Annotated in this window: 14 protein-coding genes; 5 read left to right on the forward strand and 9 right to left on the reverse strand. The window is 61.5% G+C overall.

The genetic code is table 11. From position 1 onward, the window contains the following. Positions 1-34: 34 nt before the first annotated feature. The 3 genes from ACEN2R_RS05210 to ACEN2R_RS05220 are packed head-to-tail and all read left to right on the forward strand — an operon-like array spanning position 35 to position 3,400. A complete protein-coding gene (locus ACEN2R_RS05210) occupies positions 35-1,567 on the forward strand; it encodes a class I adenylate-forming enzyme family protein (protein WP_442039910.1) in 1,533 nt (510 codons plus the stop codon). Beyond that, entirely contained in the window at positions 1,554-2,195 is a 642-nt protein-coding gene (locus tag ACEN2R_RS05215; RefSeq protein WP_442039912.1) for a DsbA family oxidoreductase, read from the forward strand. The genes ACEN2R_RS05210 and ACEN2R_RS05215 overlap by 14 nt, the downstream gene beginning before the upstream one ends. Before the next feature lie 50 nt (positions 2,196-2,245). Then, positions 2,246-3,400 carry an MFS transporter gene (locus ACEN2R_RS05220; protein ID WP_442040033.1) on the forward strand — a complete coding sequence of 385 codons (1,155 nt, stop codon included), beginning with the start codon at positions 2,246-2,248 and terminating at the stop codon, positions 3,398-3,400. Positions 3,401-3,479: 79 nt separating this feature from the next. On the opposite strand, the gene gloB is transcribed toward ACEN2R_RS05220, so the two are convergent. Both gloB and ACEN2R_RS05230 read right to left on the reverse strand, forming a co-directional pair. Next, positions 3,480-4,250: a hydroxyacylglutathione hydrolase gene (gloB, locus tag ACEN2R_RS05225; protein ID WP_442039914.1), complete on the reverse strand. Its 771-nt coding sequence runs from the start codon at positions 4,248-4,250 to the stop codon at positions 3,480-3,482. 16 nt (positions 4,251-4,266) lie between these two features. Then, positions 4,267-4,722, reverse strand: coding sequence for a GbsR/MarR family transcriptional regulator (locus ACEN2R_RS05230; protein WP_442039916.1), 456 nt, complete (start codon positions 4,720-4,722; stop codon positions 4,267-4,269). A 163-nt stretch (positions 4,723-4,885) separates the two neighbouring features. Here ACEN2R_RS05230 and ACEN2R_RS05235 point away from each other — a divergent pair, with 163 nt between their 5' ends. Continuing rightward, the gene (locus tag ACEN2R_RS05235; RefSeq protein WP_442039918.1) at positions 4,886-6,055 is read left to right on the forward strand and encodes an efflux RND transporter periplasmic adaptor subunit; all 1,170 of its coding nucleotides are present in this window, start codon (positions 4,886-4,888) and stop codon (positions 6,053-6,055) included. Next, positions 6,052-9,108 carry an efflux RND transporter permease subunit gene (locus tag ACEN2R_RS05240; RefSeq protein WP_442039920.1) on the forward strand — a complete coding sequence of 1,019 codons (3,057 nt, stop codon included), beginning with the start codon at positions 6,052-6,054 and terminating at the stop codon, positions 9,106-9,108. Before ACEN2R_RS05235 ends, ACEN2R_RS05240 begins: the two co-directional genes overlap by 4 nt. 138 nt (positions 9,109-9,246) lie before the next feature. On the opposite strand, the gene phoB is transcribed toward ACEN2R_RS05240, so the two are convergent. The 7 genes from phoB to ACEN2R_RS05275 form a co-directional block, all read right to left on the reverse strand. Beyond that, complete coding sequence (gene phoB, locus ACEN2R_RS05245; RefSeq protein ID WP_442039922.1) at positions 9,247-9,936, reverse strand: phosphate regulon transcriptional regulator PhoB; 690 nt, start codon at positions 9,934-9,936, stop codon at positions 9,247-9,249. Then, positions 9,936-10,667: a phosphate signaling complex protein PhoU gene (phoU, locus tag ACEN2R_RS05250; protein ID WP_442039924.1), complete on the reverse strand. Its 732-nt coding sequence runs from the start codon at positions 10,665-10,667 to the stop codon at positions 9,936-9,938. The genes phoB and phoU overlap by 1 nt, the downstream gene beginning before the upstream one ends. Positions 10,668-10,678: 11 nt before the next feature. After that, positions 10,679-11,476, reverse strand: coding sequence for a phosphate ABC transporter ATP-binding protein PstB (pstB, locus tag ACEN2R_RS05255; RefSeq protein ID WP_442039926.1), 798 nt, complete (start codon positions 11,474-11,476; stop codon positions 10,679-10,681). Positions 11,477-11,489: 13 nt separating this feature from the next. Continuing rightward, entirely contained in the window at positions 11,490-12,845 is a 1,356-nt protein-coding gene (gene pstA / locus ACEN2R_RS05260) for a phosphate ABC transporter permease PstA (protein WP_442039928.1), read from the reverse strand. Continuing rightward, positions 12,842-14,302 carry a phosphate ABC transporter permease subunit PstC gene (gene pstC / locus ACEN2R_RS05265; RefSeq protein ID WP_442039930.1) on the reverse strand — a complete coding sequence of 487 codons (1,461 nt, stop codon included), beginning with the start codon at positions 14,300-14,302 and terminating at the stop codon, positions 12,842-12,844. The genes pstA and pstC overlap by 4 nt, the downstream gene beginning before the upstream one ends. Before the next feature lie 92 nt (positions 14,303-14,394). Then, positions 14,395-15,420 (reverse strand): substrate-binding domain-containing protein, encoded by a 1,026-nt coding sequence (locus ACEN2R_RS05270; RefSeq protein WP_442039932.1) that lies wholly within the window; start codon positions 15,418-15,420, stop codon positions 14,395-14,397. Positions 15,421-15,579: 159 nt separating this feature from the next. After that, positions 15,580-16,620 (reverse strand): ATP-binding protein, encoded by a 1,041-nt coding sequence (locus ACEN2R_RS05275; RefSeq protein WP_442039934.1) that lies wholly within the window; start codon positions 16,618-16,620, stop codon positions 15,580-15,582. Positions 16,621-16,834: the final 214 nt, after the last annotated feature.

Raw genomic sequence — 16,834 nt, forward strand, 5'->3', positions numbered from 1 at the left:
GCAACTGCCGTGCGCGCCGCGTAGCACCGCGTTTATGGTCTCCGAATTCAATACCGGCGCACCCGCGCCCTGCCCCGTGCCGTTCAACATGGCGCAATATGTGCTTGGCGCTGCCGCAGACAATCCCCACAAGATCGCCTTGTCGGTCATCGGCACCGACGGGGACGAACACTGGACCTACGCAGAGCTGGAACAGGCGGTTCGCAGCACCGCTGCGGGCTTTCTGGACCTTGGTCTGACCGCAGGCGAACGCGTGCTGATGCGCCTTGGCAATACCGTCGATTTTCCGATCGTGTTTCTGGCTGCTATCGCCGTCGATCTGGTGCCGGTTCCGACCTCGTCGCAACTGACGCGTTTCGAGGTGAACAAGATCGCGGCGGACCTGTCGCCGTCGCTGATCGTGGCGGGGCGCAGCGCGGCGTTGCCCGAAGCCCCCGATTGCCCCGTGCTCGACATCGCAGCCCTGCACGAATTGCGCGCGAATGTCCCCGCCGATTACGTCGCGGGCGACCCCGACAGGCTGGGTTATATCATCTACACCTCTGGCACCTCGGGCATTCCGCGCGCCGTTATGCATGCCCATCGCGCGGTTTGGGCGCGTCGGATGATGTGGGACGGCTGGTATGGCCTGACGCCCGATGACCGCATGCTGCACGCGGGTGCCTTCAACTGGACCTATACGCTGGGCACCGGCCTGATGGACCCGTGGACCATCGGCGCGACCGCCCTGATCCCCGCAGACGGTGTCACAGCAGCCGAACTTCCCCATCTTCTGCGCCGCGAGAATGCGACGATTTTCGCTGCTGCCCCAGGTGTTTACAGGCAGTTGCTAAAGTCACACCTCAAGGTGAACCTGCCGACCCTGCGGCACGGGCTTTCTGCTGGCGAAAAGCTGCCGGAGGCAACGCGCACCGCATGGGAAACCGCCACCGGAACCCTGGTGTTCGAGGCCTACGGCATGTCCGAATGCTCTACCTTCATCTCTGGCAGCCCGTCGCGCCCCGCTATTGGTGCGGCATCCGGCTATCCGCAGGCAGGGCGCCGGATCGCGGTCGTCGATGACGTCGGACACCCCGTTCCGCTGGATGCCGCAGGAACGCTGGCGATCCACGCCTCTGATCCGGGTTTGATGCTGGGCTATCTGGGTGCCTGCGCCGAAACCCGCGCGAAATTCAAAGGCGACTGGTTCCTGACCGGCGACACCGGATCAATGGCCGCAGACGGGGCAATCACCTATCTGGGGCGCGTCGACGATATGATGAACGCGGGCGGCTTCCGCGTCTCTCCGGTCGAGGTGGAGGCGGTGATGACAACCCACCCCCGCATCGCGGAATGCGCCGCAGTCGAGGTGAAGATAAAGACGGATGTCACTGTAATCGCACTATTTTATGTCTCTGAGATCGACATCCCGGATCCCGACCTACTCGGATTTTCCGAAACCCGTCTGGCGCGATATAAAACGCCGCGCCTGTTTATTCGCGTTAATGCCCTGCCCAAAGGGGCTAACAACAAACTTTTGCGCCGCGCGTTGCGGCAAACATACGAGGCACGGCATGGTCAAGCTTGACATCATTTCCGACCCGATCTGCCCTTGGTGCTATATCGGCAAGACCTATCTGGACCGCGCATTGGCGAACCACCCCGACCACCCGTTCGTCATCGAATGGCATCCGTTCCAGTTGAACCCGGAAATGCCCGCGGGTGGCATGGACCGGCGCGACTATCTGGAGCATAAGTTCGGGGGCCGCGATGGCGCGGTCAGGGTCTACGGCCAGATCGCAAAAACGGCCGAGGATGCGGGAATCGAGATCGACTTTGCCGCGATCAAGCGCACCCCGAACACCATCGACGCGCACCGCCTGATCCATTGGGCCGGCATCGAGGGGCGGCAGACGGCCGTCGTCTCGAAACTGTTCGACGCCTATTTCAAGCAGGGCCTCGACATCGGCGACAAGGACATCCTTGCCGATATCGCAGACAGCGCCGAAATGGACGCCGCCGTGTTCCGCAAACTGCTTGCCAGCGACGCGGACCTTGCGGATCTGCGCGCCCGCGATGCGCATTCGCGCCAGATGGGCGTCACCGGCGTGCCGACCTTTGTCGTGGCGCAGCAGCACGCGCTGAGCGGCGCGCAACCGCCAGAGCTTTGGGAAAAGGTCATCACCGAAATCATGGCGCAGGACGCCAGCGCGTGATCGCGCCGACCAAACGGCTGGGCCAATCAGAGTTCATCGCGCTGATCGCGATGCTGTTCGCGACCATCGCGTTTTCGATCGACGCCATGTTGCCCGCGCTGCCCCAGATCGGGCAGGAACTGACCCCACAGGACGTCAACCGCGCGCAGCTGATCGTGACCAGCTTTGTCTTCGGCATGGGCTTTGGCACGCTCTTCGCCGGGCCGATATCGGATGCTCTGGGGCGCAAGCGGGTGATCCTTGGCGGTGCGGCGCTTTATATTCTGGGGGCGGCGCTGGCATCTATGGCGCAGTCGCTTGAACTGCTGCTGCTGGCGCGCCTGCTTCAGGGGCTTGGGGCTGCGGGGCCGCGCGTGGCGGCGTTGGCCGTGGTGCGTGACCTTTACGAAGGGCGCGACATGGCGCGGATCATGTCGTTCGTGATGATGGTCTTCACGCTTGTCCCCGCCATTGCGCCCAGCCTTGGTGCGCTGATCATCGCGGGCTTCGGCTGGCGGTCGATCTTTGCCGCCTTCATCCTGTTCGCAACGCTTTCCGGGCTGTGGCTTGCCGTCCGCCAACCCGAAACCCTGCCCCCCAAAGATCGCAGGCCGATGGCCTTTGCAACGCTCTGGGCCGCAGCCAAAGAGGTGATGACAAACCGGCTGGTCGTTCTGACAACCCTTGTGCAGACGCTGTGCTACGGGGCGCTGTTCGCGGTGATCTCCTCGACGCAGCAGATCTTCGACATCACCTTCGACAAGGCTGACAGCTTTCCGGTCTGGTTCGCGGTGATCGCGATTCTTGCGGGGTCTGCCAGCCTCGTCAACGCGCGGGTCGTGGTGCGGCTGGGGATGCGGTATATGGTCAAGGTCGCCCTGCTCGGGCAGATTGTCATCGCCAGCCTTATGGTTATGGCAGAGACATCGGGCCTGCTGACCGGCGACGCGTTCTTCGCGGCCTATGTGTTCTGGACGGTATCGGTGTTCTTTATGACGGGCCTGACCCTGGGCAACCTGAATGCTTTGGCGATGGAGCCGATGGGCCATATCGCGGGCATGACCGCCAGTATCGTGGGCGCGGTTTCTACCATGCTTGCGGTCGGCATCGCGGCGCCGGTCGGCATGGCGTTCGACGGCACCCCCTTGCCGATCGTGACCGGTGTGCTGATCTGCGCGGTGGTGGGCTGGATCATCATGATCATCACCGGAGAGCGGCAAACCTGACACAGGCCCGTCAGGCGCTGTTCTGGCTTCTCTGAATATCCTCGGCGTAGCCACATCCGACGTTTGCGCCGGGGACAGATCAGAACCGGTCTTTGCGGGCTCTGATCTCGGCGAAAACCTCGGCGTCGGTCGCGTCCGTCAGTCCCAGCCGCGCCCTTATCAAGGGGGACGACGCCCGCAGGAACGGATTGGTCGCACGTTCGTGCCCGATGGTGCTTGGCACGGTCGGCAGGCCCTTTGCCCGCAGCGCCTTGACCTCGGCGATGCGGGCGACCAGATCGGGATTGTCCGGTTCGATCGTTTCTGCAAATGCCGCATTGACCAACGTATATTCATGGCTGCCGTAAACCGCCGTGTCGGGCGGCAGGATCGCCAGTTTGGACAGGCTGTGCCACATCATATCCGGCGTCCCCTCGAACACGCGGCCACAGCCCAGCGTGAACAGCGTATCGCCCGTGAACACCGCATTCTGCGCTGGAAAATAGTAGTTCACCATATCGGTCGTATGCCCCGGTGTGGCGATCACCCGCACGCCCTGCCCGGCAAAATCGAATGTATCGCCGTCCCAGACGCGGACGTCGATGCCTGCGATCGTCTTGGACATCTCGCGCGGGCCGATCACGGTGCAGCCTGTTTCGGCCTTGATGTCGGCCAGCCCCGCGGTGTGGTCGCCGTGGTGGTGGGTGATCAGGATATGGGTTAACGGCCAGCCGGTCGATGCCAGCGCGGCCCGCGCCGCCTCTGCATCGCCCGCGTCGATCATCGCGGTTTCACCGGTGTCGGGGGCATGGATCAGCATGCCGTAGTTGTCTGAGCCATACGGGAACAAATGGATCTGGAAACGGGTCATGGCGCGGCCTTTCGGGTCAGGTGTCGATTTTTTCGCTCGCACTCATGAAACCATGGGACAGGGCGGCGAAAAATGCAGAATGGCGTCTCAGGCGCAGAATGCGCTGTTCTTCATCGGCGGGCAAGGACTGCACGACGCGGCCCACCATTTCGGATGTGCGCATGGCGCGTTCGCTTATCACGCGCAGCATGTTGGCGTAGGGGTTATCCCCGATCTGGTAATAGTCCTGCCGGTCGCCGGGTTTTGCCACGCGGTCGACGATGCCCTTGTCCAGTAGCAGCCGCGCATTCGCGCTGATGCTGCCCCGGCTGACCTGCAATTGGGTGGCAAGATCGCTGAACGAATAGGGCGTTCCGTCAAACACCAGCAGGCCGATCATCCGGCCCCCGATGCGCGGAAAACCGTCGGCCTGCATCACCAGCCCCATCTGCTCGATGAAGTCCGTTCTGATGTCTGAAAGATCCTGTGTCATGTATTTCCTACCATGAATCGCTTGGTATTTATGCAGCATCCATTATGTTCAGTCAATACTGAACGAAGTGATTGACCTGCGTTTCAATCCGAGATAGGCCTCGCCCCATATTCTTGCGACGGCTCTGCCCCGGCCAGAATTCCCCTCCTCAGAGGATTGCAAAATGTTCACCCGTTCTTTCGTTCTTCCGGCCCTGCTGGCCGCTGCGGTTTTTGCCGGTCCGGTTTGCGCCCAAGAGGCCGCACTGGCCGCGACTCCGCGCATTCCGACCGTAACTGTCGCCCCCGTCGCCAAGGCAGAGGTGATTGGCCAGATCCCCGTTTCCGGCACTTTGGTTCCCCGGAACGAGGTTCTGGTCTACCCGCAGGTCAGCGGTTTTGACATCCAAAGCATCTATGTCGAGGTCGGTGACACAGTAAAACAGGGCGATCTGCTGATCGAATTGAACAGCAGCACCCTTGCCGCGCAGCTGGCGCAGGCCGATGCCTCGCTGAACAGCGCCGAGGCCGCCGTGCGCCAGGCACAAAGCCAGATTGAATCTGCGCAGGCCGCCCTGACCCAGGCAGAGGCCACACTGGAGCGCAGCCAGAGCCTGCGCGCCTCGGGCAACCTTAGCCAGGCCAGCCTTGACCAATCCGTTGCCTCGGCGTTGACCGCGCGTGCAGGCTTCGCCAGCGCCACCGACGGGCTTGCCGTGGCTTCGGCGCAGGTGGAACAGGCCAAGGCACAACGCAAGATCGCGGCACTTAATCTGGATCACGCAAAGATCACCGCTCAGGTCGCGGGCCTTGTGTCCGACCGTCAGGCCCAGATCGGCGCCATCGCGGCCTCGGGGGGCGATCCGATGCTGAAGCTGATCGCGAACGGAGAGATCGAGGTCGAGGCTGAGGTGATCGAAACCGCCCTTGTGCAGATCAGCGTGGGCGACCCTGTCGACCTGACGATTGCCGGACTGGGACAGGTCAGCGGCACCGTTCGCCTGATCGAGCCCACCGTTGATCCCGTCAACCGGTTGGGCCTGATCCGCATCACGACCCCGGCCTCGACCGCCCTGCGCGCGGGCATGTTCGCCAGCGGCAATATCATCACCGACCGGCGCCTCGCGCTGACCGTGCCCAGCACGGCCGTGCAGACAGATGCGGGCGGCACCTTCGTCATGGTCGTCAGGGACGGGGTGATTTCCAGACAGGCCGTGGCCGTCGGCCTTTTGTGGCAGGACAGCCGCGAGGTTCTGTCGGGCGTCACCGAGGGCGACACCGTGATCGCCAAGGCAGGCGCGTTCTTTCGTGACGGCGATCAGGTCATCGCGATTCCGGCAGGAGACGTGAAATGAACATGTCCACCTGGGCTATCCGAACGCCGGTCCCGACCCTTGCCCTGTTTCTGGTCCTGTGCATCATCGGCATGGTCAGCTTTTTCGGGCTGCCCGTCACCCAGTTCCCCAACATCGACGTGCCGATCATCAAGGTCAGCGTCAACCAGTCCGGCGCGGCCCCGTCCGAAATCGCCAGCCAGATCGTCAAACCGATCGAAAGCGCGGTGTTCGACATAACCGGGGTAAAGCACGTGACGGCTGTCGCGTCTGATTCATCGGCGGTCCTGACCATCGAATTCGCGCTGGAAACCAACACCGACCGCGCCCTGAACGATGTCAAGGATGCGGTGGCCGGTGTGCGCGGTGACCTGCCCGACTCCATTACAGAACCTGTTATCACCCGCGTCGATGTCACCGGCGCCGCGATCCTGACCTATGCGGTCACCGACCCGACCCGCAGCATCGAGGAATTGTCCTACTTCGTCGATGACGTGGTTGCCCGCGACCTGCAAACCGTCAAGGGGGTGGGCAGCGTTGTCCGCCTTGGCGGGGCCGACCGTGAAATCAAGGTCGAGCTTGAACCGGACCGCCTTCTGGCGCTCGGGCTGACCCCCGATGACGTGAACAGCCAGCTGCGGGCCAAGAACATCGACCTTGGCGGCGGGCGCGGCAATCTGGCGGGGCAGGAATTTTCGATCCGCGCCCTTGGCAGTGCCGACACGGTCGCGCAACTGGCGGCCACGCCGCTGACCCTGCCCTCTGGCCGCACCGTGCGTCTGGACCAGATCGGCGCCGTGCAGGACGGCCCCGCCGAGGCCCGCGCCTTCGCCATGGTCGACGGCCAGCCGGTGGTGTCCTTCGGTGTGTTCCGCGCCACCGGGGCCAGCGATCTGGACGCCGCCAACAACTCGAAGACGCGGCTGGCAAAGATCAACGCCGAATACCCCAATGCGGACTTCACGCTGGTCGATGACGCGACCGTCTATACCGAAGGCAATTATCGCAGCGCGATGGACACGCTCTACGAGGGTGCGATCCTTGCGATTATCGTGGTGTTCATCTTTCTAAAAAACTGGCGCGCCACGCTGATCACCGCTGTGGCGCTGCCCTTGTCGATCATCCCGACGTTCTTCGTCATGAACTACCTCGGGTTTTCCCTGAACACGATCAGCCTGTTGGGCATCACCCTTGTGACGGGTATTCTGGTGGACGACGCGATTGTCGAGATAGAAAATATAGTGCGCCATATCCAGATGGGGAAACCCGCCTTCGAGGCCTCGGAGGAGGCCGCGACAGAGATCGGCACGACCGTCATCGCGATCAGTGCCACCATCGTCGCGGTTTTCGCCCCTGTCAGCTTCATGAGCGGGATCGCCGGCCAGTACTTCAAGCAATTCGGCCTGACCGTCGCGGTGGCCGTCCTGTTCTCGCTGCTGGTCGCGCGCCTGATTACCCCGATGATGGCCGCCTATTTCCTGAAAAACAATGCCGGCCATGCCGAACCGACGGACGGCATCGTCATGCGCAGCTACATCCGCATCCTGCGCTGGACGCTGAAACACCGCGCGATCACCCTTTTGGGCGGGCTTGCGATATTCGGCATCTCGATCTTTTCCGCCACGCTTTTGCCAAGCGAATTCATTCCCGAAGCCGATACTGGCCGCGCGACTGTCTCGCTTGAACTGCCCCCCGGATCGACGCTGGACGACACCCGCGCCGTCTCGCGTGCGCTGTCCGACCGGCTGCATGGCATCCCCGAAGTCACGAATATTTTCGTCGACGGTGGCTCGGGCAGCATATCAAAGGCCAATCTTCTGGTGAATTTTGGGCAAAAGGCCGACCGCGACAGATCCTCATTTGCGATCAAGGACGATATAACCGCGCTTTTGCGCGATGTCCCTGACGTGCGGGTCTACCTGATAAAGGATAACGGCCAGCGCGACATCGAGATCAGCGTTCTGGGTGATACCGAACCCGCCGCCGCACTGGCCGCCGTCACCCTTGCCGACGAAATGAACGGGCTGGCCATGATCGTCAATGCCTCCTCCTCGGCGGCCCTGACCCGTCCCGAAATCCAGATCACGCCCAAACCGGAACTTGCGGCTGAAATGGGTGTCACCGCTGCGGTGCTCGCCTCGACGATCCGCATCGCGACCATTGGCGACACGGATGCCAATCTGGCCAAGTTCAACACCGGAGAGCGGCAGATCCCGATCACCGTGCGCGTCAAGGAAAGCATCCGCAACGACCTGTTCAAACTTCAGGGTCTGCGCCTGCCCAGCACCACAGGTAAGCCCGTCCCGCTTGGCGTGGTGACCGACATCGCGCTGTCCTCGGGCCCCAGCACGATCGAACGCTACGACCGTCAGTATCGCACCACGGTCGAGGCCGATCTGGCCTCGGGCGCCTTGCTGGGCCCGGCCACAAAACAAATAGAGGCGCTGCCCTCGGCCTCCGATATGCCGGAAGGCACCTCTATCCAGAACGCCGGCGACGCCGAGGTCATGGCCGAGGTGTTCACCAGCTTCGGCCTTGCGATGGGCGCGGGCATTCTGCTGGTCTATGTCGTGCTTGTGCTTCTGTTCTCCAGCTTTATCACGCCGGTGACGATCCTGATGTCCCTGCCTCTGGCCATCGGCGGCGCGATCTTTGCGCTTTACCTGATGAATTACGCGATCGGCCTGTCGGTTGTGATCGGGTTCCTGATGCTGATGGGCATCGTCACCAAGAACGCGATCATGCTGGTGGAATTCGCGATCACGTCGATGGCGACTGGCGTGCACAAGAACGACGCCATGCTGGACGCGGGCCACAAACGCGCAAGACCCATCGTGATGACCACCATCGCGATGACCGCCGGTATGGTGCCAAGCGCGCTTGCGATCGGCACAGGCGGCGAGTTCCGCTCGCCCATGGCGGTGGCGGTGATCGGCGGGCTGTTGCTGTCAACGCTGCTGTCGCTGTTGTTCGTGCCGTCGCTGTTCAGCGTCGTTCAAGGGCTGAAAACACGGATGCGCGATGCGATGGTCCGCGTGCTTGGGGCCAATCAGCCCGATCCAAAGGCAGGCTAGCGCAAGGATTGCGGGGCCGGGGCCACATTATCCGGTTCTTTTTGGCTTAAATATCCTCGCGCGAAGCGCAAAAAAAAAGCCCCCGCGCAAGCGGGGGCGGCATTGCGAAAAAATACGCAGACCGCGTCGGCCCTCGGATCAGCCCAATGCGTATCCGGCACCGCGCACCGTGCGCACCGGATCGTCGCCGCCATGCTGGCACAGGGCCTTGCGCAGGCGACCGATGTGCACATCCACGGTCCGCGTATCCACATAGATATCGCGGCCCCAAACCCGGTCCAGCAGCGCCTCGCGGCTCCATACCCTGCCGGGTTTCTCCATAAAGGTCGTCAGCAGACGGAACTCGGTCGGCCCAAGCTTCAGCGGCTTTTCCTGACGCGTTACCTTGTGGGTCTCGCTGTCCAGCAGGATATCGTCGAAGGTCAGAACCTGCCCAAGTGCGGCAGGTCGCGTGCGGCGCAACTGGGTGCGCACCCGCGCCATCAGTTCGGCCACGGAATAGGGTTTTACCACGTAGTCGTCCGCGCCGGTTTCCAGGCCACGCACGCGGTCTCCCTCTTCCGATCGGGCGGTCAGCATGATGATCGGCACATTGCGCGTCTCGGCGCGGGATTTGATCCGGCGGCACACCTCGATGCCCGAGACATTCGGCAACATCCAGTCCAGCACAACCAGATCCGGCACCAGCTCTTCGACCAGCAACAATGCCTCTTCGCCGTTCTCGGCCCGCGCCACCACAAAGCCTTCGGCCTCCAGGTTGTACGCCAGCACTTCGCGCTGCGCCGCTTCGTCTTCGACCAGCAGAACTGTCGGCTTATCCGCAGACATTACTTCGCCCCGTTGGTTTGATCAGAGCCCATCGAATAAGGGGTGCGGTCGCCTTTCGGGCGGCTGTCGTCCGGCATCTCTCCGGTGACCAGATAGATCACCTGCTCGGCCATGCTGGTGGCGTGGTCGCCCATCCGTTCGATATTCTTGGCAATGAAATGCAAGTGCATGCAGGGGGTGATGTTGCGGGGATCTTCCATCATATGGGTCAGGAATTCGCGGAACAGCGCGTTATACATCTGGTCCACATCCTGATCGCGCTGGCGTACATCCTCGGCCAGCACTTCGTCGCGCCGGATATAGGCGTTCAGCACGTCGGTCAGCATCAGCTCGACCTCGCGCGCCATCCGGCGGATCGCGCCGGACGATCCGGCGACGGGCGGCATCTGCACCAGAACAGAGGTCCGCTTTGCAAGGTTCTTCGCGTAATCGCCCATCCGCTCCAGATTGGCGCTGATCTTGATCACGGTCAGAACCGTGCGCAGGTCGCCCGCGGTGGGAGAGCGTAGCGCGATCACGCGGGCGGCTTCCTCGTTGATCCGCTCTTCCAGTTTGTCGATCAGCTTGTCATTGGCGCGCACCTGTTCGGCCAGTTCGGTATCGCGGGTTTCCAGCGATTTGGCCGCGTCCTGTATGGCCGCCTCGACCATGCCGCCCATTTTCATGATCAGGGCGGTAATTCCCTCCAGATCACGGTCGAATGCGGATGCGATATGTGCTTTGTCAGCCATGTGAATGCCCCCTAGCCGATCCGGCCAGTGATGTAGCTTTCCGTACGCGGATCGCTTGGATTGGTGAAAATCTGGCCGGTCTCGCCGAATTCGACAAGGTTGCCCAGATGGAAGAACGCGGTCTTCTGGCTGACCCGCGCGGCCTGCTGCATCGAGTGGGTAACGATCACCACCGAAAAGTTGGCGCGCAGCTCGTCTATCAGTTCCTCGACCTGCGCTGTCGCGATCGGATCAAGCGCCGAGCATGGCTCGTCCATCAACAAAACCTCGGGGGCGGTGGCCACCGCGCGTGCAATGCACAACCGCTGTTGCTGGCCACCGGACAGGCCTGTTCCGGGCGCGTTCAGGCGGTCCTTGACCTCGTTCCAGATCGCCGCACGGCGCAGCGAGCTTTCGACGATCTCGTCCAGTTCTGCCTTGTTGCGGGCCATGCCGTGGATGCGGGGGCCGTAGGCCACATTGTCATAGATCGACTTCGGGAAGGGGTTCGGCTTTTGGAACACCATGCCCACCTTGGCGCGCAACTGCACCGGATCGACCTTGGGGTCATAGATGTTCTCGTTGTCCAACAGGATCTGGCCCTCGACACGGCAGATGTCGATCGTGTCGTTCATCCGGTTCAGGCAGCGCAAAAAGGTGGATTTGCCGCAGCCCGATGGCCCGATAAAGGCGGTGACGGTCTTGTCAGCGATTTCGACGTTCACGTCCTTGATGGCGTGGTTGTCGCCATAATAGACCTGCACGTCTTTTGCCGAGATCTTTACCTCGTTCAATTCCACAGCCCTCTCCACAAATCTCATGTCATTCATTGTTCTATTCCTATTACCAGCGGCGTTCGAACCGGCGGCGCAGCATCACCGCGATCAGGTTCATTGCCACAAGAAAGGCCAACAGGACGATGATCGCACCCGAGGCCCGTTCTACAAAAGCGGGGTCAGCACGTTGCGTCCAGTTGTAAACCTGAACCGGCAGCGCCGAGGCAGGGTCGAAAAAGCCCTCTGGCGGCGCGCCGGGGAATTCCCGGACGAAGGCCACCATGCCAATCAGCAGCAAGGGAGCGGTTTCGCCAAGCGCCTGCGCCAGACCGATGATCGTGCCGGTCAGGATGCCCGGTGCGGCAAGCGGCAGCACATGATGGAACACCGACTGCATCTTCGATGCCCCGACCCCAAGTGCGGCATCGCGGATGCTGGGCGGGACCGCCTTCAGGCTGGCACGGGTCGAGATGATGATGGTCGGCAGCGTCATCAGCGTCAGCACCAGACCGCCCACAATTGGCGCCGACTGCGGCAGACCGGCAAAGTTGATAAAGATTGCCAGACCAAGGATGCCGAATACAATCGACGGCACCGCCGCAAGGTTAGAGATATTCACCTCGATCACATCGGTCAGCCGGTTCTTCGGCGCGAATTCCTCCAGATAGATCGAGGCCGCGACGCCGATCGGCAGGGCCAGGCACAACACCACGATCATCATGTAAAGCGACCCAAGAATAGCCACGCCCAGCCCCGCCGCCTCTGGCCGTTGGTCAGAGGCATCGCCGCCGGTGATGAAGGCCCAGTTGAACCGTTTCTCGATGATCCCGGCATCGCGCAACGTATCGACAAGCGCCAGTTGCGCCGGTGTGACATTGCTGTCCAGCGAGGCACTTTCCTGCGACACGCGCCCCTTCAGGTAGCCGTCGATGCGACCGTTCGCCAGAAATTCAAAGTCACGCGTGGTGCCGATGATATCGGGGTTGGCCAGCACAAAGTCACGCAGCTGCGCGGGCGCATCCTTGGAAATGATCGCGCCAAGGTCTTTCTTGCCCAAGTTACTGACATCGATCCCGCGCTCGCTCATGGCGGTGGCAAAGGCCCGATCTATGATCGGCGCATAGCCGAACGTGGTGACCTTTTTCATCACCTCGATGTCGCGGGTGCCGGACTTGTCCAGCTTCGCCTCGGTCAGGGTGACGGGCAGCTTCACAAAGGTCTGGCTGAACGCGCCGTGACCGTTGATGAAAATCGTGGTCAAAAGCACGATCAGCGATGCGATCCCAAGCATGACAGCAACCATGCCGTAATACTCGAACCGCTTTTCGGCGGCATTACGTTTCGCGGTGCGCGCGTCCTGCACCAAAAGCGAGGACTTCTTCGCCGGTGTGTAGCCGGCGTTTCCTGCGGTGGCGTCGGTCATTCGTACTGCTCCCGGTATTTCCGCACGATATAAAGTGCGAGGACATTGAGCCCCAAAGTAATAACAAACAGCGACAGCCCCAACGCAAAGGCAACCAGCGTTTCGGGTGCCGCGAAATCGGTATCGCCGGTCAGCTGGCTGACGATCTTGACGGTGACGGTTGTCATCGCCTCGAAGGGGTTCAGCGACAGCTTTGCTGCGGCCCCTGCCCCCAGAACCACAATCATCGTTTCGCCGATGGCGCGCGATGCGGCCAGCAGGATGGCCCCCACGATACCGGGCAAAGCCGCCGGAATGACGACCTGACGGATGGTTTCGGATTTCGTGGCGCCCAGCCCGAAAGAGCCATCGCGCATGGACTGCGGCACCGCGTTGATGATGTCGTCCGACAGCGAGGACACGAACGGGATCAACATGATGCCCATGACCAGACCGGCGGTCATCACAGAACTGGAGCTTTCGCCAAGCCCCATGGGCTGCGCAAAATAGTCGCGCAACATCGGGCCCACGGTGACCAGCGCGAACAGACCGTAGACGATGGTCGGAATGCCCGCCAGGATCTCGATCAGGGGTTTGGCGATGCTGCGGATACGCGGTGTCGCGTATTCCGACATGTAGATGGCCGCGAACAGGCCGATCGGCACCGCCACCACAAGGGCGATCAGGCTGATATACATCGTGCCCCACAACAGCGGCAGAATGGCCAGATCACTGTCGCCGCGAAAGTTGGGCGCCCAGGTGCTGCCGAAAAAGAATTCCATCGCGGGATATTGGCTGAAGAAATTGCGCGACTCGAACAGCATCGACAGGATGATGCCAAGCGTCGTCATGATCGCGATGCTGGAGGCAAAGATCAGCAGGTACAGAATGCCCCGCTCGACCACATTGCGGGCGCGGTAGTCGGCGTGGATACGCGACAGCGACAGGGCGAACCCGCCAAGCGCGGCAAGCAAAACCGCCACGGACATGGCAATAGATCCGGCACGCGACAGCGATCGGTAGCTTTGCGCCGCCCGCAGAACCTCTGGCCGAACGTCCGACCCAAGCGCCACGCCCACCGCACCAAGCCGCGCGCGGATGCCGCTTTCGCCGGCCACCAGATCAGTGGCCTCGGCGTTGGTCATCGCGCCAATGGCAACGGCCACGTCGATGCCATCGGCCAGACGACGCACGTCGCTCATGACCAGACCACGGGTGCTGTCGGCGGAAATGGCAGTGTCGGGGATCATCGAAACAACGCGGCTCTCGATCCACATCGGTTGCACAAGCAACCAAAGGGCCGCGATGGCAAAGGCCGGTGTCACGGTGAACATCGCGACGTCAGAGCCGTAATAAATCGGCAGGGAATGCAGTTTGCGTGCGTCCCCACCCGCAGAGCGAAGCGCGCGTTTGCGCCCCGTGACATATCCCAGACCGCCAAGGCCAAGAACGATCAGTGCAAGCCAGAAAAAGGGCATATCTGCTCCGGTTAAATGTGTCGTAGGGGCACGCGGTATTTTCGAAAGGTAAAGGGCAGCGCCTGGCGCTGCCCTTCGATTTTAGCCAGAGATTACATCGTGCCTTCGGATGCAACCAGTGCCTGTGTCTCTGCCAGCGCAGGATCGGACACCAGACCGTACTGGGCAAGAGGACCATCAGAGCCAGCCATGTCGTCGGACACGAAGAACACTGCATACTCTTTCAGGCCGGGGATCACGCCGATGTGGGCTTTCTTCACGTAGAAGTACAGCGGGCGGGACACGGGGTATTCGCCGGTCGAGATCGACTCTGTCGAGGGAACAATGCCGGACATCGTTGCAACTTGCAGCTTGTCTGTGTTGTTCTCGTAGAAGGCCAGACCGAAGACGCCGATGCCGTTCTTGTTGCTTTCGATACGGGCCAGCGTTTCGGTGTAGTCACCGTCGATGTCGACAGAACGACCATCGGTGCGCAGTGCGATACACGCCTTTGCAGCGGCTTTCTTGTCGCCCTTGGCAGCGGTCAGAACCTCAAGCGCGCCAGTCGCCTCACAGCCTTTTTCCAGAACGTTCACTTCGAACACTTCGCGTGTGCCGTGCTTGGTGCCGGGCACGAAAGCCTGGATTTCCTGAGCGGGCAGCGCGGGGTTCACTTCGTTCCACATGGTGTAGGGGTTCGCAACAACGGCGCCGTCGACAACAACCTCGGCCGCCAGTGCCTTGTACCAGTCTTCGGGGGTGAAGGCGAAAGAGTTGCCCGCGATGTCAGAGGCGAAAACGATGCCGTCATAACCGATGCGGACTTCCATGATGTCGGTCACGCCGTTTGCGGCGCAAGCTTCGATCTCGCTGTCCTTGATTTTGCGCGACGAGTTCGCAACGTCGACAAAGTTTTCGCCAACGCCTTCGCAGAATTTCTTGAGGCCGGCCGAAGAGCCGCCGGATTCGACAACAGGTGTCGGGAAGTCAAAGTTTTCGCCGAATGCCTCGGCCACGATGGTAGAGTAAGGCAGCACAGTGGAAGACCCTGCAACCTGCACCTGATCACGGGCGGTCGCGGCGGTTGCTGAAACGGCAGCGATCGCCAGGACAGAGGCGGTCAGTTTCATGAAGGACATTGGATAGCTCCTGTTAAGTGTCAACGACCATCCGGTCAGATGATCCTAGGCGCCGTCCTAAAGGCGCTGCACTATGGTTTTGTGACAGTTTCGTAACGTTTTTATGACAGATGCCAAAATCCTGCCAGAAAAACCTTATAGGGCGCCCAATATTTTCCCCTAAGCCATTGGCAGAACGATGGAAAAGCAGCTTCCCTGCCCGACCGTGCTTTCGATCCTGAAACGCCCCCTGTGACGGTTCACGCTGTGTTTGACGATGGCAAGACCCAGCCCGGTGCCCCCCATTTCCCGCGAACGGTGTCCGTCAACCCGGTAGAACCGCTCTGTGAGTCGCGGCAGATGCACCGGATCTATGCCCGGGCCGCGATCTATCACGTCAATTCTGACCCCCGGACCGCGCAACGACGGATCAGCCGGGTCTTTGGTGATCGACACGATGACATCGCCGCCGCAGCCACCGTATTTTATGGCGTTCTCGATCAGGTTGGAAAACACCTGCAACATCTGGTCGGAATCCGCCTGAAGCGTGACCGGTCCCGGCTCTCCAGCCAGCACCACCGCGATTCCCTGTTTGTCTGCCACCGGTTTCAGCGACAAAGCCGCAGACGCCGCCAAGGCCCGCACGTCGATGGTCGATGTCGGGCGCATCCGTTCTTCGCCCTCGACGCGGCTGAGTTGCAGCAGATCGCGGACCAGACGGTTCATCCGGTCGGCCTCGCGCGCCATGATGTCAAGAAACCGCTCTCGTGCCGCCGGATCATCCCGTGCGGCGCCGCGCAGGGTCTCGATAAAGCCGATCAGCGCAGTCAGGGGCGTCCGCAATTCATGGCTGACATTGGCCACGAAATCGCGGCGCATCTGCCCCGCCTCCTCCAGATGTGTCACATCTTCGAAGCACAGCAAAACGCCCATCCGCCCGGCCTCGGCCACTGGAGAGCAGGTGACATGAAACGTCGTTTCGCGCCGCGCCTCTGTCCCCAGATATTTCACCTGCCGCGGCGTGCCGTCGCGCAGAACCCCCTCGATCGCGTCCAGCGTGGTCGGCTGGCGCAACACCGTCACATAATGCCGCCCGACGCTATCACCGCCGAATTTGCGGGCCGCCAGACTGTTCGCGGCGCGGATACGCTCGTCCGGTCCGATCAGAATCATCGGCAACGGCACGCCTGCCATAACGCTCTCCAGGTTGTCGGGGGTCATCGGCGCCTCTGTGTGGGGTGTGGAATTTCGGGCATAATCGTTCATTTCTATTTTTTGTTTGTAACAGCCATTGCAGTGAATTGCCAAAAGCAGCAATGGCCCTATAGTTTACCTAACGTCAATCTTTTGCGACGGACAGCGCGGTCGGTAAAAAGGACGTATGCAGCGGTGGCGCGGTAAATTCTGGCCACCAGAAGGCGGTGCAGGCCTGGCA

Source organism: Pseudogemmobacter sp. W21_MBD1_M6 (genome assembly GCF_052119585.1).
Lineage (GTDB): Bacteria > Pseudomonadota > Alphaproteobacteria > Rhodobacterales > Rhodobacteraceae > JBGQOJ01.